We start from the raw sequence: 26,409 nt of genomic DNA, 5'->3' as shown, positions 1-26,409 counted from the left end.
GCTGCCCGCAACGCGCTACAGCTGCCCGTGCCGAGGCGGCAGAGTGCCGTCGAGCAGCCAGCGGCCGACGTGTTGGACCTTCCACCGCGCCGGGTCGTGCAAGGTGTGGGTGCGCGCGTCCCGCCAGTAGCGGGACAGGTTCAGCGAGTCCGAAGCCGATCTGGTTCCACCGATGTCGAACAGCGCCGAGGATGCTTCCACCGCAGCCCGGGCGGTGGCCACCTTGGCGATCGCGGTGGCGACGGAGGCGCGCGCGGCGCTGTCTTCGGTCAGGTTCGCCTCTGCCGCGTCGATTGCGAGCGCCGCCTCTCGGACCAGCGCCTCCGCGCCCCGAACCAGGATCTCCAACTCACCGGCCTGCTGGACGAGCAGCGGTTCCTCGCTGGCCCGCGCCACCCCGGACTCCCACCACGGACGTGCCCGGGCGACCTGGACGATCGCGGCGTCCAACGCGCCACGGGCGATGCCGGCGTCGAGCGCGGCGTGCAGCACCTGCGCCCGCGCACCGTAGGTGGTCGCCCGTTCGAAGATCGAGGTGTACGGCACCACCTGCGTCTCCTCCACCAGCACCTGTTCCAGCAGCACCGTCCCGCTGGCGGTGGTGCGCTGCCCCATCCCGTCCCAGTCGTCATGCACCGTCACCCCGGGGGTGTTGCGGGGTAGGTAGGCAAGCACCTTGGACGTCGGCGCACCGGGGGTGCTGGGTGGTGCATCCACCGCCGGCCCGGCGCCGGACAGCACGGCACGGACCACCAGCCAGTCGGCGAACAGCGCCCCGGTGCAGTAGAACTTCTCGCCGTGCAGCACATACCCGCCGCCGGCACGGGGCCGCAGGGTGGTGGCGTCGTCGGCGGCCGTACGGCCGCCCCGCTCCGCCTGCGCGTTGGCGAACCGCTGCCCGGCCAGCGCGGCGTCGAAGTAGCGTCGCTGCTGACTCTCCGTACCCTGCAAGCGCAGCGCCTCGAGGAAGACGACGTGGCTGTGCGGGATCTGGGCCAGACTGGCGTCCGCCGTCGCCAGCGTCCGGAAGACTTCGGCCAGCGTCGCGACGGAGACCTCGGCCCCGCCGAAGGCCGCGGGCACCGTGATCCCCAGCAGGCCGGAGGCGGACAACTCGGCCAGTTCGGCCTCGGGCAGGCGTCGCTCCCGGTCCCGGTCGCCGGCGTGCAGGGCGTACGAGGCCGCCAGCTTCCGGGCGATCTGGGTGGCCTCCTCATCCGTACGGATCAGCTGGGTCGTCGACACAAGCCCACCTTCCTTCGAGCGCAGTGCCGCCAGTTACCCCTGGTAGACAGCACTCTATTCCTACCTGTTAGATAGGGCATAGTGTTGCGCCTGCGGGGAGGCACCGTCAATTCGCGTGCCATACGCCACTGTCATCACCAGGACCGTCCCGGTCCGCTGCACGGGACTCGTGGTGCCGCCCAGCGTCAGGCCACCCCACCGCACAGCTGCCCCGGAGGCGGCATCGCGCGCTGCGTTCTGTCGAGCTGAACCGTTCGTGCCGTCGCTCGACAGGGCCGACACCGACGACCCGACGACCGGGTCGCCGGTGTCGGTCACCGGTCCCTCGTGGATCAGCCGGTCACGGCGAGGGTGGGCGGGACGGACCGAGTGGCGGGCGTACTCACGGTCGTGCTGGGGCTGCCCGGGGCGAGTTGGACCCGCACCTCGGAGTCGACCGCGACGCCCAGGGCGAGAAACTCGTTGCGGGTGAGCGTCGCCGTCACCGGCTGACCGCCGGTCGTGGTCACGTCGACCCGGATCTCGAAGCCGATCCGGGTAACCCGGGTGACCCGGGCCGCCAGGCCGAGGGTGCCTGCGGTGGACAGTTGCAGGTCGTGCGGGCGGACCAACTGGTCGCCGAGCTGGGTGACCGGGCCGAGGAAGCGCATGACGAACTCGTTGGCCGGGCGGTCGTACAGGTCGTCGGGCGAGCCGATCTGCTCCACCCGCCCCTCGTTGATCACCACGATCTCGTCGGCCACCTCCAGGGCCTCCTCCTGGTCGTGCGTGACGAAGACGGTGGTGACGTGCACCTCGTCGTGCAGCCGGCGCAGCCAGTCCCGCAACTCCTTGCGGACCTTGGCGTCCAGCGCGCCGAACGGCTCGTCGAGCAGCAGCACGGTCGGCTCGACGGCCAGCGCCCGGGCCAGCGCCATCCGTTGGCGCTGCCCGCCGGAGAGCTGCGCGGGCAGCCGCTCGGCGAACTGCTCCAGGTGGACCAGGGCGAGCAGTTCGTCGACCCGCCGGCGGATCTCGTCCTTGGGTCGCTTGCGGATCTCCAGGCCGAAGGCCACGTTGCGGCGTACGGTCAGGTGCTTGAACGCGGCATAGTGCTGGAACACGAAGCCGACGTTGCGTTTCTGCGGCGGCAGACCGGTGGCGTCCACGCCCTCGATCTCCACCTTCCCAGTGTCGGCGCGCTCCAGGCCCGCGATGATCCGCAGCAGGGTGGACTTGCCGCCGCCGGAGGGACCGAGCAGGGCGGTCAGGCGGCCGGACGGGATGCTCACCGACACGTCGTCCAGCGCGACGAAGTCGCCGAAACGCTTGCCGACGTTGACAATCTCGATGCTCAACGGTCTTCCTTCGGCCTGAGGACGGACACGACGATGATGCAGGCGACAGCGACGAGAGCCAGCAGGAACGCGGTCGCGTACGAGCCGCCCTTGTCGAAGTTGAGGTACTTCTCCTCGACGACGAGGGTGGCCGTACGGGTCTCGCCGAGCACGTTGCCGGAGACGACCTTGACCGCGCCGAACTCGCCGAGGGAACGGGCGAGGCTGAGCACGACGCCGTAGATCACGCCCCACTTGATCGCCGGCAGCGTGATCCGGCGGAACGTCTGCACGGCGTTGGCGCCGAGGCTGCGCGCGGCCTGCTCCTGCTCGTCGCCGATCTCTTGAAGGACCGGTACGACCTCCCGGATGACCAGCGGCAACGCCACGAACACGGTGGCCAGCACCATGCCCGGCGTGGCGAAGATGATCTGAAGGCCGGCCGCTTCGAGCGTCGGGCCGAACCAGCCCTCCCGACCGCCGTAGACCAGCACCAGGGCGAGGCCGACGACGATGGGCGAGACCGACAGCGGCATGTCGAGCATGGCGTTGAGCAGCCGTTTGCCGGGGAAGTCGTAGCGGACCAGCAGGATCGAGATGCCGACGCCGAACACCGTGTTGATCACGACCGCGGTGACCGCGATGACCACGGTAAGCCGCAACGCGTGAGTGACGTCGGGATCGGTGAGGATGTCGTTGAGGCTGGTGAAACCGTCGGCGAAGGCGTTGCGGCCGACGAGGTACAACGGCCACGCCACCAGGAAGAACAGGTACGCGGCGACCACGGTCCGCAGCACGTACCGGCCGGGTCGGCGGCCGACCTGGTTGCGGGTGGTGATCGAGTGTTCAGCCACGGCGCATCACCCTCCGCTGAATGACGTCGAGCACGACGATGACGGCCAACGAGATGGCCAGCAGCACCACCGCGACCGCCGCCGCGCTGTCGAGATTGTCGTTCTCGATGCTGCTGAGGATGCGTACGGACGCGACCTCCGTACGCATCGGCAGGTTGCCGGTGAGCAGGACCAGTGAGCCGTACTCGCCGACCGCGCGGGCGAACGACAGTGCCGCGCCCGCCGCGATGGCCGGGGTGAGGCTCGGCAGGACGATGCGCCGGAAGGTGGTGTACCGGCTGGCGCCCAACGACGCGGCGGCCTCCTCCACCTCCGGGTCGAGTTCGGCCAGTACCGGCTGCACGGTCCGCACGATGAACGGCAGGGTGACGAACAGGAAGGCGAGGAAGACCGCGATCCGGGTGTTGGCGATGTTGACCCCGAGTGGGCTGCTCGGCCCGTACAGCGACAGCAGCACCAGGCCGGCGACGATCGTCGGCAGCGCGAACGGTACGTCGATGAGGATCTCCAGCGCCCGTTTGCCGAAGAACCTGTCGCGTACCAGCACCCAGGCGATCAGGGTGCCCATCACGATGTTGACCAGGGTGACCAGCAGCGCGGTGCCCACGGTCAGTCGGATGGTGGCGGCGGTCTGCTCGTTGGTCACCGACCGCCAGAAGCCTGCCCAGCCGCCTTCGGCGGCGGCCACCGCGACGGCGGCCAGCGGAATCAGCACGAGCAGGCTGAACCACACCATCGCCACGCCGAGGCCCAGCCCGGACACCCGGGTCAGCGGCAGGCCGCCCCGCACCGACCGGCGGTTGCCCGCCGGCCGGTCCGGAGCAAGGGTTGCCGAGGTCACTTCGCCTTCCCGGAGGCCGCGATGACCTTGGTGACGATGCCCTCGTTCTCGTCGAAGAACTTCTTGGACAGTGCCGACCAGCTCTCGAAGTCCGCATCGACGGTGAGCAGCTTCTGCGGCGCCGGGAACGGGTTGCTCGGGTCGAGCGCGCCCTCGATGCCGCTGGTGTCGACGCCGTCGATGATCGGGCGGAAGCCGGTCAGGGCGAACTGCCGCTGCCCCTGCGGGCCGAGCACGAAGTCCAGCCACTCCTTCGCCTTCGGGTCGGCATCCTTGAGGATCGCACCCGGGTTCTGGATCAGGATGGTGGTGGCGGGCAGGACCCAGTCGAGTTCCTCGCCGTTCTGCCGGGCCAGGATCGTCTCGTTCTCGTAGGCCAGCAGCACGTCGCCGGTGCCACCGAGGAAGGTGGTGGTGGCGTCCCGGCCGCTGTTGGGCAGCGACACCACGTTGGCGAACAGCTTGGTGATGAACTCCTCGGCCTGGGCGTCGGTGCCACCGTTGGCGGCGACGTGTCCCCAGGCGGCGAGGGCATTCCAGCGGGCGGCACCCGAGGAGGCGGGGTTGGGCGTGACGATGCCGATGCCCGGCTTGATCAGGTCGTCCCAGCCCTGGATGTTCTTGGGGTTGCCCTTGCGCACCGCCAGGACCACCACCGACGAGGACACGATGCCCTTGTTCGGGCCGTCGTCCCAGCCCTGGTCGACCAGGCCGGCGTCGACCAGGCGGGTCACGTCGCTGCTCACCGAGAAGTGCACGTAGTCGGCCTTGAGGCCGGAGACCACCGCGCGGCTCTGGTCACCGGAGGCGCCGTACGAGGACTTGAAGCGGACGCCCTTGCCCGCATCGGTCTTGTTCCACTCCGCGGCGATGGCCTTGTTGGCCGCCTCGGGCACCGCGAAACCGACGATGTTCAACGTGCTGGAGTCGCTCGCCGAGGTGCCTCCGCCGCAGCCCGACAGGGCCAGGCCGGTGACCATGGCGAGGGCGATGGCCGTTCTGATCCGGAGCCTCATCGCAGTTGTCCTCCTCCAGTGCGCGCCCGCACTCTATAAATCCGACCGACTAGATAGGGAATATGCCCGTTTTGAGGTGCAACGAGAAAACAACATGAGGTCACGGCCGCAGACCGGGCCCCGATGCCCGACCAGCGATTGCCGGGACAGCGCGACTCGCCGCCGCACTCGGCTCCCGCCGGCGCGGCAGCATCGATCGCCCGCCCCGACCGCGCACCGAATATCCCACTAACTCGACAGGTTTTCAAGCCTTACCGAGCGGGGCCGGGGCGGACACCCCGACGATCGGCCGTGTCGCGGGTCGACTTGTCGACTGGGACGAGCAGGTCGGCGAGGCTGGACCGGTCGACCACCCGCTCGATCGCGCGGTGCACCGACAGCCACACCTCGCCCAGTCCGGCCGCCACCCCGTGGTAGGTCGCCACCTCGGCCGGGGCACCCCGAACGGTGGTCAACGGCCCGCCGGTCGCCCGCAACACGTCACCGATGGTGATCTCCTCGGGCGCGCGGGTCAGCGAGTAGCCGCCGTCGGAGCCGCGCGAGCTGTGCAGCAGGCCGGCCCGACGCAGGTCCAACAGGATGCCCTGGAGGAAGGAGTACGGGATGTCCTGGCTGGCCGCGAGCACGGCCGCCTTCACCAGCTCCGGATGCCGGTGCGCCATCGCCAGCATGGCCCGTACGGCGTAGTCCGATCGCGCTGACACATACACGACTACGCTCCCGATGCCCTACATACTCCATCGAACATATAGGAATACTGGACAGCGTTGTGCGGCGCGTCAAGAGCACTCCCCGGCGGGTGCCTCAGGACACGCGCATCGCCCGCACCGCCTCTCCCGCGTACAGGCAGGCCGCCCGGTGCCCGGTGGCGACCTCGACGAACGCCGGATCGGTCTCGGCGCAGTCGGGTCGGGCCTGGGGGCAGCGCGTCCGGAATCGGCAGCCGCCGGGCGGGTCCACCGGGCTGGGAATGTCACCGCGCAGGATGACCCGCCGACGCTCCCGCTCGACCTTCGGGTCGGCTACCGGAATCGCCGACAGCAGCGCGGCGGTGTACGGATGGGCCGGCTCCCGCCAGATCTGCGTCGGCGTACCGCTCTCCACGATGCGGCCCAGATACATCACCGCCATCCGGTCGCTCATGTGCTCGACGGCGGCCAGATCGTGGGCGATGAACAGGTAGGTCAGTCCCAACTCCCGTTGCAGACGACGCAGCAGATTCATGATCTGCGCCTGCACGCTGAGGTCCAGCGAGGCGATCGGCTCGTCGAGGACGATCAGATCCGGCTCGCCGGCCAACGCGCGGGCGATACCCACCCGCTGCCGCTGACCACCGGAAAGCTCGTGCGGATGCCGGTCGGCGAGATCACGACGCAGCCCCACCATGTCGAGCAGTTCCTCGACGCGGTGGCGCCGCGCGGCGCCACCGTCGACGAGCCGGTGCACGATCAGCGGCTCGGCGATGCTGGACCCGACGGTACGACGGGGATCGAGCGACGCCTGCGGATCCTGGAACACCATCGCGACCCGACGCCGCAGGGCCCGCAGCTGACGCCGCGACCAGCCGGTCACGTCCTGCCCGGCCACCCGGACACTGCCGGTGGTGGGATCGACCAGGCGCAGCAGCGCCAGCCCGGTGGTCGACTTCCCACTGCCGGACTCCCCCACCAGTCCCAGTGTCTCGCCCCGGCGTACCTGCAACGACACCCCGTCCACCGCTCGAACCACACCGGCCGACGTCGGGAACCAGACCCGCAGGTCGTCGAGTTCGGCGACCACGTCGGCCGAGCCCCGCTGCGTCGGCACCCCGCCGGCCGGTGTCACCTGCGTGTTCTCCCGCTCACGACGCTTCATGGCCCTCCCCGTCGGTTCGCTGCGGGTAGAAGGTGCGGACGTGGTGTGCCGGGGAGACGCCGACCAGCGGCGGCAGCTCGTGCTCACATCGGGCGTCACTCCGGACCGGACAGCGGGGCCAGAAGGCACAGCCGGCGGGCAACGCCAGCGGACTGGGCGGGGCGCCCGCGATGGTGACCAGGTCGCCACCGCCGCCGCCCGGGTCGGGTCGGGCGGCGAGCAGAGCGGAGGTGTACGGGTGCCCCGGCCGGCCGAACACCGCGTCGACCGGCCCCTGTTCGACGATCCGCCCGGCATACATCACCGCCACGGTGTCCGCGATGCCGGCGACCACACCCAGATCGTGGGTGATCCAGACGACCGCGGTGCCCAGACGCCGTTGCAGATCGGCGACCAACTCCACGATCTGCGCCTGGGTGGTGACGTCCAGCGCGGTGGTCGGCTCGTCGGCGATCAGCAGATCAGGTTCGCAGGCCAACGCCATGGCGATCACCACCCGCTGGCGCATGCCGCCGGAGAACTGGTGCGGGTAGGCGTCGACCCGCTGCGCAGCCGACGGGATGCCGACCAGGTCGAGCAGTTCGACGGCACGAGCGCGGGACGCCCGTCGGGTCAACCCGAGATGCTCCTCGCCGGCCTCGGCGACCTGCCGGCCCACGGTCAGCACCGGATTGAGCGAGGTCATCGGATCCTGGAAGACGAAACCGACGTGTCGCCCCCGCATCCGCCGCCGCCGATCCGCCGGCAACGCGGTGAAGTCCGCGTCGAGCAGTCGTACGCTTCCCGTCACCCGCGCGGCGCGCGGTGCCAGGCCGGTGGCGGCGAGCACGCTCATGCTCTTGCCGCTGCCGGACTCCCCCACCAACGCCAGGGTCTCCCCTGCCCGGACCGACCAGTCGACTCCGGCCACCGCGCGGGCCGGACCGCGCCGGGTGCCGATGGTGACGGTCAGATCCGAGACGGCCAGTACGGCGGCATCGCTCATCCGGTGCTCCTCCTGGCCTCGTTGACGGTGAGCTGTCGGGGGTCGAGCACGTCGCGCAACGCGTCGCCGACCAGGTTGAACGCCAGTACGGTGAGGAAGATCGCGGCGCCGGGGAAGACACCCAGCCACCAGGCGTCGGTGACGAAACCCCGACCGTCGTAGAGCATCCGCCCCCAGGCGGGTGCCGGTGGCTGCACGCCGAGGCCGAGGAAGGACAGCGCCGCCTCGGACAGGATCGCGAAGGCCAGCGACAGTGACGTCTGCACGATCAGCGGTGCCGCGATGTTCGGCAACACGTGCCGGCGCATGATCCGCAGGTCGGAGGCGCCGATGGAGACGGCCGCCCGGACGAAGACCTGCTCCCGCACGGAGAGCACACCGGCTCGGGTGACCCGGGCGAAGATCGGCGTGTAGACCACCCCGATGGCGATCATCGCGGTGAGCAGGCCCGGCCCGAGCACCGCCACGATGGCCACCGCGAGCAGCAGCACCGGGAACGCGAACAGCACGTCCATGCAGCGCATGAGCAGGTTGTCCAGCCAGCCCCGGTAGTAGCCGGCGAACAGTCCCAGGGTGACCCCGGCGAGCAGGGCGATGCCGACGCTGACCGCGCCGACCTGCAGCGACACCCGGGCGGCGACCATGACCCGGCTGAGCACGTCGCGGCCGAGTTCGTCGGTGCCGAACGGATGCGCCCAGCTGGGTGGCTGGAGCATCCGGTCGACGTCCACGTCGTTGATGCCGGCGGGCGCCAGCCACGGCCCGGCCACGCCCACCACGACCAGCAGCACCAGGACCGCGGTGCCGGTCAAGGCCAACGGGTCGTGGCGCAACGCCGACAGGGCACGCCGCAACTGCCCCTCGCTCCGGTGCGCGGTCGGCGCGCTCATTTGACCGTGATCCTCGGGTCGAGGCGGGCATAGAGGATGTCCACCAGCAGGTTGACCAGCAGGAACAGCGCCGCGACCAGCAGCACCGCGCCCTGGAGTACGGGATAGTCGCGGGCCTGCACCGCGTCGAAGGTGAGCCGGCCGATGCCGGGCCAGGCGAACAGCACCTCGATCACGATCACGCCGCCGAGCAGGCTGGCCAACTGCACCGCCACCACGGTCACCACCGGGATCAACGCGTTGCGCAGCACGTGCCGCAGCACCACCACCCGGGTACGCAGCCCCTTCGCCTCGGCGGTGCGGACGTAGTCCTCCGACAACACCTCCAGCATCGACGAGCGGATGAACCGGGTCAGGATCGACGCGGTGACCAGACCCACCGTCGCCGCCGGCAGCGCGACGTGCGACGCCCACCGGGCCGGGTCCTCGGTCAACGCCACGTACCCCGAGGGCGGCAGCCAGCCGAGCACCCCGGCGAAGAGCAGGATGCCCATGATGCCCATCCAGAAGTCCGGCACCGAGACACCGAACTGGCTGAACACCCGGGCCGCGTGGTCGACGAAGGACCCGCTGCGCATCGCCGAGAGGATGCCCAGCGGCAGCGCGATCAGCAACGCGAACAGCACAGCGGTGACGGCCAGTGACAGCGTCGCGGGCAGCCGTTCCAACACGATCTCCGTGACCGGCCGTCCGCTGCGGAAGCTGACCCCCAGGTCGCCGGTCAGCGCCCGCCGCAGATAGTCGAAATACTGCACCACCAGGGGCTGGTCCAGCCCGGCCCGAGCCCGCAGCGCCTCGTAGGTCTGCGGGTCGAACCGGGTGCCGAGCGCCACCCGGACCGGGTCACCCGGGACCAGTTGGAGCAGCAGGAACACCACGAGCGTCACACCGAGCAGCACGATGGTGGACTGGAGCAGTCGGCGGATGACGAAGCGGGCCACCTGCGGTCCCCTGCCGGCTCACCGGGTCAGGGCCACGTCGCGGAACCGGATCGCCCGGTCGGTGCGTACCTGATAACCGCTGACCTGTTTCGACCAGCCCTGCGCCACATCCGGGTTGTAGAGGTAGATGTAGCTGGCGTCGTCGACGATCTGCTTGGCCACCTGCTCGTACTGCTGCTTGCGGGCGCCCTGGTCGGTCTCGGTGCGGGCCCGGTCGAGCAGTTGGTCGACGGCGGGGTTGTTGTACTTGTGGAAGTTGAACGTGCCGCCGCTGTGGTGCTGGGCGTAGTAGAACTCGTCCGGGTCGATGTTGCCCAGCCAGCCGAGCATGAACGAGTCGAAGTTGCCGTTGCCCTGCTCGTCGAGCCACTGCGCGAAGTCCAGCGTACGGATCTTGACGTTGACGCCGATGCCGGCGAGCTGCGACGCGATGACCTGCGCTGCGGTGACCGTCTCCGGGTACTCGCTGGTCACCATCAGGTCCATGGTCAGGTCGCTGACCCCGGCCTGGTCGAGCAGTTGCCGAGCCTGGTTCACATCATGCGAGTACGGGGCGTACTCGTAGTGGAAGGCGCTGTTCTGCGGGATGGCGGTCTGGTTGACCGTGGCCAGCCCGAACTTGGCGGCCTTGGTGATCGCCTCGCGGTCCAGCGCGAACGCGATCGCCCGCCGCACGTTGACGTCGTCGTACGGCTTACGCCCCTGGTTGAGGGCCAGATACCAGTAGTCCGTCGACGGCACCGACTGGACGGTCGGCTCGTCGCCGTCGAGCAGCGCGGGCACCTGCTGAGGCGGCAGGTTGTCGGTCCACTGCACCTCGTTGCCGCGCAGGTTCTGCAACGCCACCGTGGGGTCACTGACGAAGGTGAACCGCACCCCGTCGAGCTTGGGCCGCTCACCCCAGTAGTTGTCGTTGCGGACCAACTGGATGTTGTCGCCGGAGGTGTAGCCACTGAGCGCGAAAGGTCCGCTGCCGATCGGCTTGGTGATGATCTCCTCCGATTCCACGTTGGCCTTCTGCACGATCGCCACGCCCTTGAAGCCGCCGAGGTTGGCCAGCAGGTTCGGGGTGGGTGCGTTCAGGGTGATGACCACGGTGGTCGGGTTCGACGCGGCCACCGACTTGACCGTGCCGAACTTGTACGCCGTGTTCAGCTTCTCGTCGATGATCCGGTTGTACGAGTAGACGACATCGTCGGCGGTCAACGGCGTACCGTCGGAGAACTTGACCCCCTCGCGGAGGGTGAACGTCCAGGTCAGCTGGTCGTCGCTGGTGGTCCACTCGGTGGCCAGCGACGGCTGCATCGCAAGGTTCGCGTCCGGCTCGACAAGAGTGTCGAAGACGTTCTCCAGCACCTGGAAGCTGTAGTAGGCCGAGGTCTTGTGCGGGTCGAGCTGGTCGGGTTCCCCACCGATGGCGGCATTGAGGACACCGCCTGCGGCGGTTCCGTTCCCGCCGTCGACATCGACGCCCTCCCCCGCGCTACAGCCCACCGACACGGTGAGCAGCAGGGCGAGCGTCGCGCCGGCCAACCCGAATCTGGTGCTGGACATGGTCCTCCCCCAGGCATCCTGCGGCCACTGCTTGACCCCACGCTAGCCGCAAACCGGTCACCCGGCAGGGCACGACCGGCGTCAATTACCGGCAGCGGCGCAGTTGTTGCTGGTCAGGTGCACGGTGTACTCGGCATCGTCGTGGGTGATGCCGGACGGTTGACCGTCGAACCAGGTCTCCACCTTCTGCCAGCCCTGCCGCTGCTCGTAGTGCAGATGCGGGGCCCCGGAGTTACCGGTGCTGCCGATCCGCCCGATCTGCTGACCCTGGGTGACCCGCTGACCGACCTGCACCATCGGCGGTTCGAGCAGGTGCAGATACTGGGTCTCCCACCGGCCGCCGTGGTCGATCTTCACCCAGTAGCCGCCGCCCCGACCCCGGGGACCGTCCGGGTTCTCCGGCGTACGACCACCGAGCGACCCGTTGATGCCCGCCACGGTGACCGTGCCCTCGTACGAGGCGAGCACCGGCTGCCCCCACGGGTCACCCTTGAGGGGGAAGAAGTCCACGTCGTTGTCGCCGTGACCGGGATAGGTGCCCAACTGCCAGGTCTCCCCGCAGCCCACCGGCATCTGGAACAACGGTCGCGGCCCTGGCGGCAACAGCTGCGGCACCACGACGTAGGCGACAGCGGCGAGCACGCCCACCAGGCCGACAACCAGCAGCAGCCGCAGCGGGCGCCTGCGGCTGCGCCGGTGTGATCGGGGGTGGCCGGTCGTCACGCCCCGAAGCATCTCAGACGTCGACAACGCACTGCTGCGGCGGTGAGGCGGGCGAGAACGGCTCCGACGGTGGTCGCCGAGCCATGTGGTGTGCGGCCCTGTCGAGCTGAGAGCGAGAACGGATCTAGGCTGCCGGTCCGATGAGACTGCGAGCCGGTGCCGCTGTCGGCTTTCCGCACGCCAAGATCGTGCTCGATCCGAGATCGAGTGGTAACTCTGACAACCGGATACCACTAGATCTGGGATCGAGCACGATCTTCGCTCGACACACCGCAGAAAGCCCCTGCTGCCGTGCAACGACCAAGTGACTGTCAGTGGCGGCTGGACTGCGACTGACACCACCATCAGGCGAAACCCGCTGGCCCCGCCCCACACTCCCGCGCCCTCTCCCCGTCGATCATGGAGTTTTCGTCGGGACAAGTAGGGTGCTAAGCCGTATTTCGGCGACCAAAACTCCATGATCGACGCAGCGAGTGGGCGGGGCGGGGCGGGTGGGGTGGGGTGGGGTGGGAGGGGGTGGGCGTTAGTTGGGGGCGGGGCCGTTGTCGACCAGGCGGAAGCGGGTGGTTACCGGGGCGTCGCCGGCCTCTTCGAGGATCAGGCCCCGGGTCGGGGAGTTCTGGAGGTAGGCGGAGTTGCTGCTGATCAGGTATGTCGACCCGTCGTCACGAGTGACGGAGAAGCGTTGGCGTGGTTCGTCCTGGTCGCAGGGGACGCCCTCCACCCGCAGTGGCTGGCTGCCCGCTGAGCGGACTTCCCAGCAGGTGTCGGTCAGGTCGGTGCCGGGCTCGGCGGTACGGATCTGGTACGTGCCGGGGCCCTGCGGCGTGAACACGAACAGCCGTCGACCCTCGTCGCCGTCGACCTCGGCCAGCCGGCCGTCGTCGAGCAGCGACAGCGCCGACTCGAACGCCCCGGTCCGCACGATGGCGACCTGACGTTTGCCGGACAGCAGACGATCGCTGCTGCTCGGAGGCACGGCAGGCGAACTGGTGGACGCGTCGGGCGACCTCGTTGGCGAGGTCGACGAAGCGGTGGGCGAGGTCGGCGGAACAGACGGAACCGAGGGTTCGGCGGTGGGCGCTACGGATGGTCCGGTGACGATGGGCGGGTCGGGCGTCGGGCCGGCCGGGCCGATGGGGATCTGCGGCGCGGACCCGTCGAGGCGGGCCAGTGCGACACCCGCGCCGAGCGCGACGACGGCGGTGGCGGCAAGCGCGACCGAGGCCGCCCGGCGGCGTCGGCGTCGGCGTTCGCCGCGTCGCCGGATGTCCGTGGCGACCGGGATCAGGCTGCTCTGCCCGCCGTGGCGCGCCAGCGCCCGCAGTGCGTCGTCAAGCTGGTTGTCAGCGCTCACGGCTGTGCCCTCCGTGCCCGCAGGGCGCCGTCGAGCTGACTGTCGAAGCTCACGTGCTACGCCCTCCGTCCATGCTGGAACTGCTGTGTTCGGTCAGGTGGGCGGCCAGCGCCCGACGGCCCCGGGCCAGCCGCGTCTTGACGGTGTTCTCGTTGCTGCCGACCTCCGTCGCGATCTCGCTCACGCTGAGCCCGACCAGATGGTGCAGCACCACCACCCGGCGCTGCTCGGTGGGGATGCGCCGCAACGCGGTCACCACCGCGACGTGATCGACCGAGGTGGCCTCGACCGGCTGCCCGGTGGCGTCCCGGCGGTGGGCGCGCAGCCGGTTGACGGTCTTACGCCACGCGCTGACCGCCACCCGGTAGGCCACCCGGCGTACCCACGCCTCCGGGCTGTCGCACTCACGCACCGAGGCCCAGCGGTCCCAGGCCCGGGCGTACGCCTCAGCCACCGCGTCCTCGGCCTCGGCCCGGTTGCCGATCATCGCGTACAACTGTCCCAGCACCCGTTGCACGGACGCGGAGTAGAAGGCGTCGAACTCCGCAGCGTCACGCATCGGTCAAAGTCTCCCCCGACCTGGTCGAATTCGACAACGGCCCGATCACACCGGCGGCGACCCGGCCCGAGGTGAGCGGCCGGGTCGCCGAAGGTGTCACTTGCGCGGGGCCGGTCCGGTGTCGTTGAACCGGAAACTGCTGAACGGCGCGGCGTCGCCCAACTCTTCCAGGATCAGCCCGGAGCGCGCGGAGTCACGCAGGTACGCCCACCGGTTGCTGATCACGTACTCGCGGGGACCGCCGGCCTCGGCGGGAGCGATGGTGAACCGCTGCGCCGGGTCGTTCGCCCGGCAGGTGGCCCCCCGGACGTACAGCGGCTGGGTGTTCTGCGGGTTGTGCGCCTGCCAGCAGATCGCCTTGCCGGTACCGCCACCGTAGTACGCCTTGATCAGAAACTCTCCCGCGCCGAGTGGAGTCGGCACGAACACCTGTCGGCCCCGGTCGTCGTCCACCTCGGCCAGCCGGCCACCGTCGAGCAGTGACAGGCCCGACTCGAACGCACCCACCCGTACGATCGTGATCCGACGCTTGCCGGAGAGCACCGGATCGGTGCTCGCGGTCGGCTTCGGTTTCGGTTTCGCGGCGGCCGGCGGTTGCGCCGCCACCTCCACCGCCGCCACCTCCACCGCCGTCGCTGGGGGCGCCGCCGCGTCTTCGGACGCCGAGGCCACACCGTAAACCGTCGCGGCGACGCCGGTCAGCGCCACCAGACTCGCGCCAGCGAGCCACCTACCCAGCACCACAGTTGCCTCCCGGTTGTCCCGACCACTGCGGCCAGCAGCCCCACCGGCGGCCGGTCCTCGGTCGATTCAGCCTGATGACGCATGAGATGGGCGGCGGGTTTCACCCGTCTGCCGGATTTCTCCGGCGCAGCGCACCCTTCCCCATCAGTGATCAGGGCAATACGGTGTGTGCGGCACGCCAGCCGACCGGGGGGGCCAACATGGCGGAGTTCGACTACATCGTGGTCGGTGCGGGATCGGCCGGTTGCGTGCTGGCCAACCGGCTGACCGCCGACCCGGGCACCCGGGTCCTGCTCATCGAGGCCGGCGGCTGGGACCGCAGCCCCTGGGTCCGCATTCCCAAGGGTTTCAGCCGACTGATGGACGACCGACGCACCGCCTGGCACTACCCGGCGCAGGTCCGAGCGGGCCAGCAGGAGGTCTGGCAGCGCGGCCAGCTGGTCGGCGGGTCCAGCTCGATAAACGGCATGGTGTACGGCCGCGGCGACCGGCTCGACTACGACGAGCTGGAACGTCTCGGCAACCCCGGCTGGGGTTGGGACACCATGCTGCCGATCTTCAAGCGCCTGGAGGACAATCCGCTCGGCCCCTCCGAGGTGCGCGGCGCCGGTGGACCGCTGCGCCTGTCCACCGCCACCGGCACCGACGAGATCAGCGAGAACGCCATCGCTGCCGGGGTGGAACTGGGCTGGCAGCGGGTGGACGACCTCAACGCCACCGACGACGAGCGCATCGGCTACCTGATGGCGACCATCCGCGACGGTCGCCGCAGCAACGCCGCCGACGCCTTCCTGCACCCGGTCCGCAACCGCCCCAACCTCACCGTCCTGGTCGACACCGTCGTGGTGCGTGTCCTGGTCGACAACGGACGCGCCGTCGGCGTACGCGCCCGACGGGACGGTCAGACCGTCGACCACCGGGCCGCCGCCGAGGTGATCCTCGCCGCCGGGGCGATCGCCACCCCGCAGTTGTTGCAGGTCTCCGGCATCGGGCCGGCCGACACCCTGCGCCAGGCCGGTGTCCCGGTGCTACTGGACCGGCCGCGCGTCGGCGCCGGCATGCGCGAGCACCGCACCACGCCCATGCAGTTCCGGCTGGTCGGCAGGGCCGGCTACAACGCCCGCCTGAGCGGGCCGCTCGGACAGGCCCGGGAGATGCTGCGCTACCTGACCACCCGGCGGGGATTGCTCGCCCTGCCGGTGTACGACGTCGGGGCGTACTTCCGCTCCGCGCCGGACGTCGGGCATCCCGACGCGCAGTTGCTCCTCGCGCCGTTCTCGGCGGCGCCTCGACGTCCCGGGCGGGCGATCGAGCTGGAATCCGAGTCGGGGCTGATGGCCCAGATCACCGTGACCCGGCCGGAGAGCGAAGGCAGCCTGGCCATCACCTCGGCGGACCCCGGCACCGCACCCCGGATCGTGGCGAACTACTTCACCACCGACCATGATCGTCGGGTCGCCGTCGGCGCCTTCCGGCGAGCCCGAGAGCTGTTCGGCACCGGACCGATCGCCAAGCGGATCTCCGTTGAGACGCTGCCCGGCCCGGCCGTGCAGGACGACGAGGAGATCATCGAGGCGGGGCTGGCGCTGGGCTACTGCGGCTACCACGCGGTGGGCACCTGCGCGATGGGACCGGGCGACGACTTCGTGGTGGATCCGCAGTTGCGGGTACGCGGCGTGACCGGCCTGCGCGTCGTGGACGCCTCGGTGCTGCCGATCCTCGTCTCGGGTTACCTCAACGCCCCGGTGATGGCGCTGGCCTGGCGCGCCGCCGACCTCATCCGCGCCGACCGCTGACCGCCGCCACACCCACCTCTCCGCGACCAGCATCCGCCCCTCCCCCGACCAGCATCCGCATCCCCCAGCAACCGGCAGCCGCACCTCGGCGATCGGCGTGCCCGTCACGGACGCCGGCTAGCGGCGCAGGGCCGATCATCTGATCCTGCTGGCGTGGCTGTCACCGGCGTTGACCGTGACACCACCCGTAGAGTGTCCTAGGCAGATAGGTTGAAGAGAAACCGCCGGTTCGGCGCGCCTGAATGCCCTTGGCAAGGGTCGGTGCCGGAGAGTTACCAGGCGGTGGCTCGTGCTGCCGGCCCGGCCGCTCGGGCGGCTGGCCAGGCAGGGCTGTGACCTGCGTTACCAACGTCCGCAGCGGGAATCAGCTCGCCGGTCACGGGTTGCAGCCAGTTGTGACGATCACGCCGCTGACTGCCCTGACCGCCAGTTTCGTGGAGACGACCCGATGACCTCAGTCGACACGGCCGCGGCACCGGCGCAGCCGGTGATGCCCGGCGACCTGATGAGCCCTCGGCAGCGCCTGCGGCTGATCCTCGTGCTCGGCTCACTGATCGCGGTGGGCCCGCTGACCATCGACATGTACCTGCCGGCGCTGCCCGCGATCGTCGACGACTTCGCGACCAGTTCGGCGGCGGTGCAGTTGACCCTCACCGGCACGCTTATCGGTCTCGCGTTGGGCCAACTGCTGATCGGTCCCCTCTCCGACGCCGTCGGCCGCCGCGCACCGCTGATCGCCGGCACCGCGCTACACATCGTCGCCTCGGTGTGCTGCGCACTCGCCCCGAACATCACCGTGCTGGGGGCGCTGCGGGTCGTGCAGGGCCTCGGCGCGGCGGCAGCCGCCGTGATCGCCACTGCCGTGGTCCGCGACCTGTTCACCGGCACGGCCTTCGCCCGGATGCTCTCCCGGCTGCTGCTGGTGATGGGTGCCGCGCCGGTGCTCGCCCCCACACTCGGCAGCGAACTGCTGCGCTGGACGCAGTGGCGTGGCGTGTTCGTGGCGTTGGCCGTCTTCGGCGTACTGCTGATGCTTGTCGCCCTGCTGGGCCTGCCGGAGACGCTGCCGCCCGCGCGGCGCCAACGCGGCGGGCCGTTGCACATCGTGCGGCTCTACGGCTCTCTGCTGCGCGACCGCGCCTTCGTCGGGTTGGTCATGGTCGCCGGCCTGGCCATGGCGGCCCTGTTCGCCTACGTCGCCGGGTCATCGTTCGTCATGCAGGAGCAGTACGGGCTGGACGAGCAGCAGTTCGGGATCGCCTTCGGTGCCGGCGCGATCGGTCTGATCGCCGCGACCCAGGGCAACGTCCGACTACTGCGCCGCTACACCCCCCAAAGAATCCTGTTGTTCGCCCTGCTGGCGGGCACCGGCGCCGCTCTGGTGCTCGTCGCGCTCGCCGTGACCGGCTTCGGCGGGCTGCCGGCGCTGCTGGCCGCGCTGTGGTTGGTACTGGCCGCGACGGGTCTCGCGCTGCCCAACGCGCCGGCTTTGGCGCTCACCCGGCACGGCGAGGCGGCCGGTACCGCCTCCGCCCTGCTCGGCGCGGTGCAGTTCGGCGTCGGTGCGCTGGCCGCGCCGCTGGTCGGCATGCTCGGCAACGGCGCGGTGGCGATGGCCGCGGTGATCGCCGGCGGCCTGGCCTCAGCGCTGCTCGCCCTGCTCGTCGTGGCCCGCCCCGACCAGCTCGCGGCGGTGGACTCGGAACCGGTGGCCGTCGCACTGCACTGATCCCGGTGCTGACGCCGGTGCCATCGACAGCCGGTCACCGCGATCCGTGCACGCTCTCAGCTCGACAGGGTGCGCGCCCGAAGCTCGACAGGGTGCGCACCCGGAAAAGACGATCCGCACGGCAGGGAAATGCAAAAAGCAGGAAGCGGTCGCTTCCTGCCACTCCTAACGTATAGCGCACATGGGGGCTTGCGGCAAGACCCGGGTGATGCCGCAGAATCTGCGACCGAGGCCACGAGCTGCGGAAACGGGAGATCTTTCCGTGATGCGGCAGCGCGCGATGGCCGACTCATCCACTCCATGTGATCGGGCGGCGCATGTTTGACGTGATCGTTGTAGGCGGCGGACCGACCGGCCTGATGCTGGCCGCAGAATTGCGGCTGCACAGGCTACGGGTCGTCGTAATAGAGAAGGAGGCGGAGCCGACCAACCATGTCCGCGCGCTCGGCCTGCACGTACGCAGCATCGAGGTGCTGGACCAGCGCGGACTGCTGGACATCTTCCTCGCCAACGGCCAGCGGTACCCGGTCGGCGGTTTCGCCGCCATCGACAAGCCGGCACCCGAACTGGACAGCGCGCACGCGTACGTGCTGGGCATTCCGCAGACCACCACCGACCGGCTGCTGGCCGAACATGCGGTCATGGTCGGCGCGGAACTGCGGCGGGGCTGCGAACTGGTCGGGCTGAGCCAGGACGAGCACGGCGTCACCGCCGAACTGGCCGACGGCACGCAGTTGCGGTCCCGCTACCTGGCCGGTTGCGACGGCGGCCGCAGCACCGTACGCAGACTGCTCGGTGTCGGTTTCCCCGGCGAGCCGAGCCGGGTCGACACGCTGCTCGGTGAGATGGAGGCAGATGACCCGCTGGACACGATCGTCGCCATGGTCGCCGAGATCCGCAAGACCCAGAAGCGGTTCGGTCTCGGGCCCATCGGGAACGGGGTCTACCGGGTCATCGTGCCCGCCGAGAAAGTGGCCGTCGACCGGACCGTCGCGCCGACGCTTGACGAGTTCAAACAGCAACTGCGGGCGTACGCCGGCACGGACTTCGGTGTGCACTCACCGCGCTGGCTGTCTCGCTTCGGCGACGCCACCCGGCTGGCCGAGCGTTACCGGGTGGGCCGGGTGCTGCTGGCCGGCGACGCCGCGCACATCCACCCGCCGACCGGCGGGCAGGGCCTCAACCTCGGCCTCCAGGACGCGTTCAACCTCGGCTGGAAACTCGCCGCCGAGGTCAACGGGTGGGCGCCGGACGGGCTGCTGGACAGCTACCACACCGAACGGCACCCGGTCGCTGCCGACGTGCTGGACAACACCCGCGCGCAGATGGAGTTGCTCTCCACCGAGCCGGGCCCGCAGTCGCTGCGCCGGCTGCTGTCGGAGCTGATGGACTTCGAGGAGGTCAACCGGCACCTGACCGAGAAGATCACCGCGATCGGCGTCCGGTACGACTTCGGCGCGGGGCACGACCTGCTGGGCCGACGGATGCGCGACGTTCCGCTGGAGCGGGGGCGCCTCTACGAGCTGACCCGGACCGGCCGTGGCCTGCTGCTCGACCAGACCGGCCGGCTCTCTATCGCCGGTTGGGCCGACCGGATCGACCACGTCGTCGACACCAGCGGCGCACTGGACGTACCCGCCGTCCTGCTGCGACCCGACGGTCACGTCGCCTGGGCCGGCGCCGAACAGCAGGAGTTGCTCGGCCAGCTACCGCGCTGGTTCGGCACCCCGAACGCTGACGTGATGTGTCAGCATCGCGCGCATGGCTGAGCTGACCGTGCGATCGATGACCGAGGCCGAGTTCGATCAGTGGCGGGCCGATTCTGTGCGGGCCTTCGCGGACGCACAGGTGGCGGCCGGCAACTGGCCCGCCGACGAAGCCCAGGAACTGGCCCGGCAGGGCAACGACGCCCTGTTGCCGGACGGTTTCGGCACGCCAGGGATGCTGTTTCTCGCCGGTGAACTCGGGGACGGGACGTCGATCGGGGTGTTGTGGATCGGGCTCACCCATCCGCGTGGCGCCGCGGACTGCGCGTTCCTCTACGACATCGAGATCGGCGCGGACCATCGTGGGGCGGGATACGGACGGGCCCTGCTGGCCGCCGGCGAGGACGCCGTCCGCCGACACGGGGTCGCGGCCATCGAACTCAACGTGTTCGGTGACAACGCCCGCGCCGTCGGGCTGTACGGCAGTTCGGGATACCGGGTGATCACGCAGCAGATGCGTAAGACCCTGGTTTGACCACGGCCGCAGTGGGCAGGAGCAGCCTCATGCTGGTTGACCTGGTAGGACGTATGGACGACACGCTGACGCTCGCGATCCAGGGCTACGGATGGTTGCCCAACCGCCTGCGCCACAGCCCGCACGACGTGGTGCGTACCCGCCTGCTCGGTCAGACCGCGGTGGCGCTGCGCGGGCCCGACGCCGCACGTTTCTTCTACGACGAGAACCACATCCGGCGCCAGGGTGCCGTCCCCGAGCCGCTGCGCGGGACGCTGTTCGGCAAGGGCGCCGTACACACCCTCGACGGCGAGCCGCACCGGGTACGCAAGGCGATGTTCACCGCACTGCTGATGAACGGCGGCTACGACGGCCTGGTGGAGCGGGCCGAAACGGCGTGGGACGCGGCCACGCGATCCTGGGCGGGGCGGCAGGTGGTGTTGTTCGACGAGACGGCCCCGGTGTTGACCCGCGCCGTCTGCGAGTGGACCGGTATCCCCGTGCAGCCGCAGGACCTCCCGGCACTCGCGGCCGACCTGGTCGCTATGGTCGACGGCTTCGCCACGGCCGGGCCACGGCACTGGCGGGCCCGCCGGGCGAGAGGGCGCCGGGAGCGCTGGCTCGCCGGGATCGTCACCCAGCTCCGGCGGGGTGAGTTGGCCGTGCCGCCGGGCTCGGCGCTGGCGGCGGTGGCCGAGCATCGGGACAGCGACGGTGAACTGCTCGACCCGCGGATCGCCGCGGTGGAACTGCTCAACATCATTCGGCCGACGGTCGCGGTGACCTGGTTCGTGACCTTCGCCGGGCACGCCCTGCACCGCTGGCCCGAGCAGCGGGATCGGCTCCGACAGGGCGATGCCGTCTTCGCCGAGGCGTTCGCCCACGAGGTGCGCCGCTTCTACCCGTTCGCACCCTTCATCGGCGGTCGGGCCAGGACCGACCTGACCTGGCAGGGCACCGACATTCCGGCCGGCGCGATCGTCCTGCTCGACCTGTACGGCCAGAACCACGACGCGCGACTCTGGCCGGACCCGTACCGGTTCGACCCGGACCGGTTCGTCGGTCGGGACATCGGCGCCTTCGACCTCGTACCGCAGGGCGGTGGTGATCCACGTACCGGCCACCGCTGCCCCGGTGAGCAGATCACCGTCGCCCTGCTGAAGGCCCTGGCCGTACGACTGGCCCGCCTCGACCACCGGGTGCCCGCCCAGGACCTGGACATCCCGCTGCACCGGATCCCGACCCGACCCGTCAGCGGCCTCGTGATGGCCGTACCCAGCCGCAGCGCCGCGCCGCTGAGCACCCACTGATCGACTCCGTTCTGCCGAAACGGCGGTCTCGCGCCGCTGCGTACCCCGCCGTTTCGGCGATACGGCGCTTGAGGCCGCCTCGCTGACGGGGACAGCGGGGCGGCCTCAACGGTGTGACTGCGGCAGGGTCAGGACACCGAGGCGGGGAACCTCTCCCAAACCCGGTGGTTGGTCATCAGTTGCTGGACACTGCCGAAGACGTCGCCGCCGGAGTCGCCGGTGAGCACACCCGGGCTACCGGTCACACCGGCCTGTTCCAGGACGGTGACGCCGGTGCCCCAGGCGCCGATCGGCTTGGCGTGCCGCCAGACCTCCTCGACCAGCAGCAACACCCGGGGGTCGACGGTGGCGGAGTTCGCCGCACCGGCCTTCGCGTCGCGGGCGGCCAGCGCGTCGGGTGCCGGTGGCGGCGCCGCAGCGAGCAGGAGCGCGTCGAACTCGACCGAGCGGCCGGTGGCGAAGGTGCGCTGCACCGGCAGGTCGCCGACCATGCCACCGTGCCCGGCGATCAGCAGCGGCACCATGTCCGCGGCGAAGACGGCCCGACGCACCTGGTGGACGGTGTCGAGGTCACTGTCGTCGGCAACTACGACGCCGACCACCCGACCGTCGACCGGCCACTGCCGGCCCACCTGCGACAACGCCGGGCTGGGCGTGACGTCGGCCAACGGTACGGTCGGCTCCGGCGCGGGCAACCCCAGGCCGGTGGCGACCTGGGCGCAGAGCACCGGGTCGATGTTGGCCAGGCATTGCAGCTGACGTTCCTTGATCGCCTGGTGGTAGCACTTGCCCAGCTCGAAGGTGTAGGCCCGGATGATGTGCTCCTGCTCGACCGGGGACATGCTCAACCAGAAGAGTCGGGCCTGACTGAAGTGATCGTCGAAAGACGCCGGGCTCTGCCGTACCTTGGGTGCCTGGGCCACCTGGACCGGTACGTCGACGAACGGGTGGTCGTCGTCGCCGGCCGGGAACGGGTTGCCGCCGTCGAGGGAGTTCGGCCGGTACGGCGCCACCCCGGCGTGCACGGCGTGCTGGTGGAAGCCGTCGCGCAGCATGTCGTTGACTGCGGCGTGCGGCCGGTTGATCGGGATCTGGGAGAAGTTCGGCCCGGCGAGACGGGTCAGCTGGGTGTCGACGTACGAGAAGAGCCGGCCCTGCAACAGCGGATCGTTCGTCACGTCGATGCCCGGCGGCAGGTGGCCGACGTGGAAGGCGACCTGCTCGGTCTCGGCGAAGAAGTTCGTCGGGGTGCGGTTGAGCACCAGCCGGCCGACGGGCTGCACCGGCGCGAGTTCCTCCGGCACGATCTTGGTCGGGTCGAGCAGGTCGATGCCGGCGAACGTCTCCTCCGGGGTGTCGGGGAAGACCTGGATGCCGAGTTCCCACTCGGGGAACGCGCCGGCCTCGATGGCGTCGTAGAGGTCACGGCGGTGGAAGTCCGGGTCGATCCCGTTCAGCAGCTGCGCCTCCTCCCAGACCAGGGAGTGCACGCCCAGCTTCGGCTTCCAGTGGAACTTCACCAAGGCCGTCTCCCCCGCCGCGTTGACCAGGCGGAAGGTGTGTACGCCGAAGCCCTCCATGGTCCGGTACGAGCGCGGGATGCCCCGGTCGGACATGTTCCATATGGTGTGGTGCTGCGCCTCGGTGTGCAGCGAGACGAAGTCCCAGAAGGTGTCGTGGGCGCTCTGCGCCTGCGGGATCTCCCGGTCCGGGTGCGGCTTGGCGGCGTGGATGATGTCCGGGAACTTGATGGCGTCCTGGATGAAGAAGACCGGCATGTTGTTGGCGACCAGGTCGAAGGTGCCCTCGTCGGTGTAGAACTTGGTGGCGAAGCCACGGGTGTCGCGTACCGTGTCGGCCGAACCGCGCGAGCCGAGCACGGTGGAGAACCGGACGAACACCTCGGTCTCGCGGCCCTTGCGCAGGAAGGCGGCCCGGGTGACGTTCTCCGCGGCGCCGTAGGCGGTGAACACTCCGTGCGCGCCGGCACCCCGGGCGTGCACGACACGCTCGGGGATGCGCTCATGGTCGAAGTGGGTGATCTTTTCCCGCAGGTGGTGGTCCTGGAGCAGGATCGGCCCACGCGGGCCCGCCTTCAGCGAATGGTCGGTATCGCGCAGCCGGGCCCCTTGGGAGGTGGTCAGGTAGGCGCCCTGCTGGCCGTTGGCGGTGGCCGGCGCGCCGGTACGGGCACCGGTCGGGGTACGGGTCTGCGGGGAACCCTGCTCCGGCTTCGGCGGCAGCGGACCGCGTGGGGTGGTCGGCTCCTCGACCGTCGGCGGAGCGCTGCCCGGTACGCCGGGCACGTCGGGGCTCAGCACATCGGCCACCTTCTCCGCCGCCGACTCCACGACGTCCTTGACCGCCTTGGCGGGGTTACGGGATTCCATCTCTACGGATACCTCCATGTGACACGACGAGCGGATGCCAGGGCGATACCCGGCTCACCAGCGGCAAAACGGGTCGAACATCACTCGTCCGGCGATCCGGCCACAAGGGGCGACGTCGTGCTCAGACCGTGATGACCACCTTCGCCCGCGCGTGTTCGCCTTCGAGGTAATCGATGGCCCGGGGGACCTCGCGCAGTGGATAGGTCCGGTCGATGACCGGGGTGAGGCGGCCGGCCTCGGCGTGTGCCCGGAGGGTGTCGAGGTGCGGGCGGCTGGGTGTCGTGGTGAGGATGGCGATGCGCTGTCGGACGAAGGGTGCCAGCAGTCGGCCTCGGGCGAGCAGCCAGACCGGTCCGAGGAGACTGCCACCGCGGTAGATGCCACCGCCGGAGAGCACCAGCGTCCCGGTCGGGGTCAGCGCCCGCCGCAGCGCGGCTAGTGAGCGATTGCCGACCAGGTCGAACACCAGGTCGTGGCGGCGACCGTCGCGGGTGAAGTCGACGCGGGTGTAGTCGACCACGTGGTCGGCGCCGAGGGAGCGGACCAGGTCGACGTTGCGGGTGCTGCACACCGCCGTCACGGTCGCGCCGAGGGCCTTGGCCAACTGCACGGCCAGGGTGCCGACGCCGCCGGAGGCACCGTTGACGAGGACCCGCTGACCGGGCTCGACCCGCCCGACGTCGGACAGTCCCATGAGTGCGGTGACCCCGGCCAGGGGCAGGGCGGCGGCCTGCTGCGGCGTCAGGTTCGCCGGCGCGGGTGCAACCAGGGTCTCCGGTACGCAGACGAACTCGGCGAACGCGCCGTTGGCGTCGCCGAGGTCACCGAAGACGGCGTCGCCGGGGCGTACCTGGCGCACGTCGGCGCCGACGGCGGTCACCCGGCCGGCGAAGTCGCGGCCACGGATGCGCGCCCTGGGCTTCGACCGGCCCAGGCTGAGCCGGGCCATCCGCGGATCGCCCCGCATGACATGCCAGTCGTACGCGTTGAGCGCAGCGGCCTCGACCCGCACAAGCACCTCGTCGGCGGCGGGCACCGGCACGTCGACCTCGGCCAGGTGCAGCGTCTCCGGTGGGCCGTACCGGTCCTGGACGATCGCTTTCATCTTCGCTCCCCTGATCGCGGTGTACGGCGTACACCTGATGAGGAAAACGGTAGGTGTACGGCGTACACCTGTCAAGCCGGTTATGGTTTCATCGGCAACCCGAAGACGAGGATCACGATGGCTGAGCAGGCAGCAACGTCCCGCCGGGCGCCGCTGAGCAGGGATCGGATCCTGCGCACCGCCGTCGCGCTCGCCGACGCGGCCGGGATCGATTCGCTGAGCATGCGCAACCTCGCCCAGGAGTTGGGCGTGGTGCCGATGGCGCTCTACAAGCACGTGGCCAACAAGGACGAGTTGCTCGACGCCATGATCGACATGGTGGTCGGCGAGATCGACCCGCCGATGCCCGACGCGCACTGGAAGCAGGCCGTCCGGCAGCGCGTCCTGTCGGCGCGGGCGGCGTTGCGGTGCCATCCCTGGGCGGCGCTCGCGATCGAGGCCCGGAACATGGCGACGCCGGCGATCCTGGCCTACCTCGACTCGGTGGTCGCCACCCTGCGATCCGGCGGACTCTCCGCCGACCTCGCCCACCACGTGATGCACGCGATGGGTAGCCGGGTCCTCGGCTTCAGCCAGGAACTGTTCGACACCGCCCGGGACGCCGGGCGTTCCGGCCCGACCCCCGAGCAGCAGCCGGTCGCCATGCCGCCGGAGGTCGCCGCCCGGTTCCCGCACCTCGCGGAGATCGCCACGGCGGCGTCCCACGACGACGCATCGGTGGTGGGATCCGGTTGCGACGACCAGTTCGAGTTCGAGTTCGCGCTGGACCTGCTGCTGGACGGCATCGAGCGGTTGCAGCAGCAGGGATGGACCTCGGCGCGTCGGTGAGGCGAGGGGCGGCCGGCACTTCCGGACGCGCGGCATCGACGGGTACGGCAACGGCCGGGGGGGGGGGCGGGGGGGCCCCGCGGGGGCCCCCCCCCCCCCGGCGGCGGTGGTGACCACTTCCAGGACCAGGTCCAGCTTCGAGTTCCACCGGC

Annotated in this window: 23 protein-coding genes; 6 read left to right on the top strand and 17 right to left on the bottom strand. The window is 70.2% G+C overall.

What is annotated here, in order from left to right; translation table 11 throughout:
• Nucleotides 1–15 precede the first annotated feature (15 nt).
• From AB0M35_RS27065 to AB0M35_RS26995, 15 genes are all read right to left on the bottom strand, one after another.
• Nucleotides 16–1,245, bottom strand: coding sequence for an SfnB family sulfur acquisition oxidoreductase (locus AB0M35_RS27065; protein WP_363748804.1), 1,230 nt, complete (start codon nt 1,243–1,245; stop codon nt 16–18).
• A gap of 332 nt (nt 1,246–1,577) precedes the next feature.
• Nucleotides 1,578–2,582, bottom strand: coding sequence for a TOBE-like domain-containing protein (locus tag AB0M35_RS27060; protein WP_363748803.1), 1,005 nt, complete (start codon nt 2,580–2,582; stop codon nt 1,578–1,580).
• A complete protein-coding gene (locus AB0M35_RS27055; RefSeq protein ID WP_363748802.1) occupies nt 2,579–3,415 on the bottom strand; it encodes a sulfate ABC transporter permease subunit in 837 nt (278 codons plus the stop codon). Before AB0M35_RS27055 ends, AB0M35_RS27060 begins: the two co-directional genes overlap by 4 nt.
• Nucleotides 3,408–4,256 (bottom strand): sulfate ABC transporter permease subunit CysT, encoded by an 849-nt coding sequence (gene cysT / locus AB0M35_RS27050; protein WP_363748801.1) that lies wholly within the window; start codon nt 4,254–4,256, stop codon nt 3,408–3,410. Before cysT ends, AB0M35_RS27055 begins: the two co-directional genes overlap by 8 nt.
• Nucleotides 4,253–5,272: a sulfate ABC transporter substrate-binding protein gene (locus tag AB0M35_RS27045; protein WP_363748799.1), complete on the bottom strand. Its 1,020-nt coding sequence runs from the start codon at nt 5,270–5,272 to the stop codon at nt 4,253–4,255. Before AB0M35_RS27045 ends, cysT begins: the two co-directional genes overlap by 4 nt.
• A gap of 251 nt (nt 5,273–5,523) precedes the next feature.
• On the bottom strand, nt 5,524–5,982 hold the full coding sequence (locus AB0M35_RS27040) for an Rrf2 family transcriptional regulator (protein ID WP_363748798.1): 459 nt from the start codon (nt 5,980–5,982) through the stop codon (nt 5,524–5,526).
• A gap of 94 nt (nt 5,983–6,076) precedes the next feature.
• Nucleotides 6,077–7,126: an ABC transporter ATP-binding protein gene (locus tag AB0M35_RS27035; RefSeq protein ID WP_363748796.1), complete on the bottom strand. Its 1,050-nt coding sequence runs from the start codon at nt 7,124–7,126 to the stop codon at nt 6,077–6,079.
• A complete protein-coding gene (locus tag AB0M35_RS27030; protein WP_363748794.1) occupies nt 7,113–8,111 on the bottom strand; it encodes an ABC transporter ATP-binding protein in 999 nt (332 codons plus the stop codon). Before AB0M35_RS27030 ends, AB0M35_RS27035 begins: the two co-directional genes overlap by 14 nt.
• A complete protein-coding gene (locus AB0M35_RS27025; protein ID WP_363748793.1) occupies nt 8,108–9,001 on the bottom strand; it encodes an ABC transporter permease in 894 nt (297 codons plus the stop codon). Before AB0M35_RS27025 ends, AB0M35_RS27030 begins: the two co-directional genes overlap by 4 nt.
• Nucleotides 8,998–9,942 (bottom strand): ABC transporter permease, encoded by a 945-nt coding sequence (locus AB0M35_RS27020; protein ID WP_363748792.1) that lies wholly within the window; start codon nt 9,940–9,942, stop codon nt 8,998–9,000. The genes AB0M35_RS27025 and AB0M35_RS27020 overlap by 4 nt, the downstream gene beginning before the upstream one ends.
• A gap of 18 nt (nt 9,943–9,960) precedes the next feature.
• Nucleotides 9,961–11,496: an ABC transporter substrate-binding protein gene (locus AB0M35_RS27015; RefSeq protein ID WP_363748791.1), complete on the bottom strand. Its 1,536-nt coding sequence runs from the start codon at nt 11,494–11,496 to the stop codon at nt 9,961–9,963.
• An 81-nt stretch (nt 11,497–11,577) separates the two neighbouring features.
• Entirely contained in the window at nt 11,578–12,231 is a 654-nt protein-coding gene (locus AB0M35_RS27010) for a M23 family metallopeptidase (RefSeq protein ID WP_363748832.1), read from the bottom strand.
• A gap of 511 nt (nt 12,232–12,742) precedes the next feature.
• Nucleotides 12,743–13,576: a hypothetical protein gene (locus tag AB0M35_RS27005; RefSeq protein ID WP_363748790.1), complete on the bottom strand. Its 834-nt coding sequence runs from the start codon at nt 13,574–13,576 to the stop codon at nt 12,743–12,745.
• A gap of 49 nt (nt 13,577–13,625) precedes the next feature.
• Nucleotides 13,626–14,135 (bottom strand): sigma-70 family RNA polymerase sigma factor, encoded by a 510-nt coding sequence (locus AB0M35_RS27000; RefSeq protein ID WP_363748789.1) that lies wholly within the window; start codon nt 14,133–14,135, stop codon nt 13,626–13,628.
• A 96-nt stretch (nt 14,136–14,231) separates the two neighbouring features.
• On the bottom strand, nt 14,232–14,879 hold the full coding sequence (locus AB0M35_RS26995; protein WP_363748788.1) for a hypothetical protein: 648 nt from the start codon (nt 14,877–14,879) through the stop codon (nt 14,232–14,234).
• Between the two features lie 200 nt (nt 14,880–15,079).
• Here AB0M35_RS26995 and AB0M35_RS26990 point away from each other — a divergent pair, with 200 nt between their 5' ends.
• From AB0M35_RS26990 to AB0M35_RS26970, 5 genes are all read left to right on the top strand, one after another.
• Nucleotides 15,080–16,675 (top strand): GMC family oxidoreductase N-terminal domain-containing protein, encoded by a 1,596-nt coding sequence (locus tag AB0M35_RS26990; protein WP_363748787.1) that lies wholly within the window; start codon nt 15,080–15,082, stop codon nt 16,673–16,675.
• Nucleotides 16,676–17,123: 448 nt separating this feature from the next.
• Nucleotides 17,124–18,404 carry a multidrug effflux MFS transporter gene (locus AB0M35_RS26985; protein ID WP_363748786.1) on the top strand — a complete coding sequence of 427 codons (1,281 nt, stop codon included), beginning with the start codon at nt 17,124–17,126 and terminating at the stop codon, nt 18,402–18,404.
• Nucleotides 18,405–18,721: 317 nt separating this feature from the next.
• Nucleotides 18,722–20,173: a rifampin monooxygenase gene (gene rox / locus AB0M35_RS26980; protein ID WP_363748784.1), complete on the top strand. Its 1,452-nt coding sequence runs from the start codon at nt 18,722–18,724 to the stop codon at nt 20,171–20,173.
• The gene (locus tag AB0M35_RS26975; RefSeq protein WP_363748783.1) at nt 20,166–20,645 is read left to right on the top strand and encodes a GNAT family N-acetyltransferase; all 480 of its coding nucleotides are present in this window, start codon (nt 20,166–20,168) and stop codon (nt 20,643–20,645) included. Before rox ends, AB0M35_RS26975 begins: the two co-directional genes overlap by 8 nt.
• 29 nt (nt 20,646–20,674) lie before the next feature.
• Complete coding sequence (locus AB0M35_RS26970; RefSeq protein ID WP_363748782.1) at nt 20,675–21,934, top strand: cytochrome P450; 1,260 nt, start codon at nt 20,675–20,677, stop codon at nt 21,932–21,934.
• Nucleotides 21,935–22,062: 128 nt separating this feature from the next.
• On the opposite strand, the gene AB0M35_RS26965 is transcribed toward AB0M35_RS26970, so the two are convergent.
• Both AB0M35_RS26965 and AB0M35_RS26960 read right to left on the bottom strand, forming a co-directional pair.
• The gene (locus AB0M35_RS26965) at nt 22,063–24,324 is read right to left on the bottom strand and encodes a catalase (RefSeq protein ID WP_363748780.1); all 2,262 of its coding nucleotides are present in this window, start codon (nt 24,322–24,324) and stop codon (nt 22,063–22,065) included.
• Nucleotides 24,325–24,445: 121 nt separating this feature from the next.
• The gene (locus tag AB0M35_RS26960; protein ID WP_363748779.1) at nt 24,446–25,429 is read right to left on the bottom strand and encodes an NAD(P)-dependent alcohol dehydrogenase; all 984 of its coding nucleotides are present in this window, start codon (nt 25,427–25,429) and stop codon (nt 24,446–24,448) included.
• A 117-nt stretch (nt 25,430–25,546) separates the two neighbouring features.
• Between AB0M35_RS26960 and AB0M35_RS26955 the strand changes: the two genes are divergently transcribed.
• Nucleotides 25,547–26,257: a TetR/AcrR family transcriptional regulator C-terminal domain-containing protein gene (locus AB0M35_RS26955; RefSeq protein ID WP_363748778.1), complete on the top strand. Its 711-nt coding sequence runs from the start codon at nt 25,547–25,549 to the stop codon at nt 26,255–26,257.
• Nucleotides 26,258–26,409: the final 152 nt, after the last annotated feature.

Origin of the sequence: Micromonospora sp. NPDC051196 (assembly GCF_040682415.1) — a bacterium.
GTDB lineage: Bacteria > Actinomycetota > Actinomycetes > Mycobacteriales > Micromonosporaceae > Micromonospora.
The sequence above is the reverse complement of the archived record's forward strand: the minus strand, read 5'-3'. Positions and strand labels throughout refer to the sequence as shown.

Excerpts from the sequence above, each read along its gene's own strand:
- AB0M35_RS26985 (WP_363748786.1), top strand. The coding sequence starts at position 17,124 with ATGACCTCAGTCGACACGGCCGCGGCACCGGCGCAGCCGGTGATGCCC.
- AB0M35_RS27015 (WP_363748791.1), bottom strand. The coding sequence starts at position 11,496 with ATGTCCAGCACCAGATTCGGGTTGGCCGGCGCGACGCTCGCCCTGCTG.
- AB0M35_RS27025 (WP_363748793.1), bottom strand. The coding sequence starts at position 9,001 with ATGAGCGCGCCGACCGCGCACCGGAGCGAGGGGCAGTTGCGGCGTGCC.
- AB0M35_RS27000 (WP_363748789.1), bottom strand. The coding sequence starts at position 14,135 with ATGCGTGACGCTGCGGAGTTCGACGCCTTCTACTCCGCGTCCGTGCAA.
- AB0M35_RS27045 (WP_363748799.1), bottom strand. The coding sequence starts at position 5,272 with ATGAGGCTCCGGATCAGAACGGCCATCGCCCTCGCCATGGTCACCGGC.
- AB0M35_RS27030 (WP_363748794.1), bottom strand. The coding sequence starts at position 8,111 with ATGAGCGATGCCGCCGTACTGGCCGTCTCGGATCTGACCGTCACCATC.
- AB0M35_RS26990 (WP_363748787.1), top strand. The coding sequence starts at position 15,080 with ATGGCGGAGTTCGACTACATCGTGGTCGGTGCGGGATCGGCCGGTTGC.
- AB0M35_RS26960 (WP_363748779.1), bottom strand. The coding sequence starts at position 25,429 with ATGAAAGCGATCGTCCAGGACCGGTACGGCCCACCGGAGACGCTGCAC.
- AB0M35_RS26970 (WP_363748782.1), top strand. The coding sequence starts at position 20,675 with ATGCTGGTTGACCTGGTAGGACGTATGGACGACACGCTGACGCTCGCG.
- AB0M35_RS26955 (WP_363748778.1), top strand. The coding sequence starts at position 25,547 with ATGGCTGAGCAGGCAGCAACGTCCCGCCGGGCGCCGCTGAGCAGGGAT.
- rox (WP_363748784.1), top strand. The coding sequence starts at position 18,722 with ATGTTTGACGTGATCGTTGTAGGCGGCGGACCGACCGGCCTGATGCTG.
- AB0M35_RS26965 (WP_363748780.1), bottom strand. The coding sequence starts at position 24,324 with ATGGAATCCCGTAACCCCGCCAAGGCGGTCAAGGACGTCGTGGAGTCG.
- AB0M35_RS27035 (WP_363748796.1), bottom strand. The coding sequence starts at position 7,126 with ATGAAGCGTCGTGAGCGGGAGAACACGCAGGTGACACCGGCCGGCGGG.
- AB0M35_RS26975 (WP_363748783.1), top strand. The coding sequence starts at position 20,166 with ATGGCTGAGCTGACCGTGCGATCGATGACCGAGGCCGAGTTCGATCAG.
- AB0M35_RS27010 (WP_363748832.1), bottom strand. The coding sequence starts at position 12,231 with ATGCTTCGGGGCGTGACGACCGGCCACCCCCGATCACACCGGCGCAGC.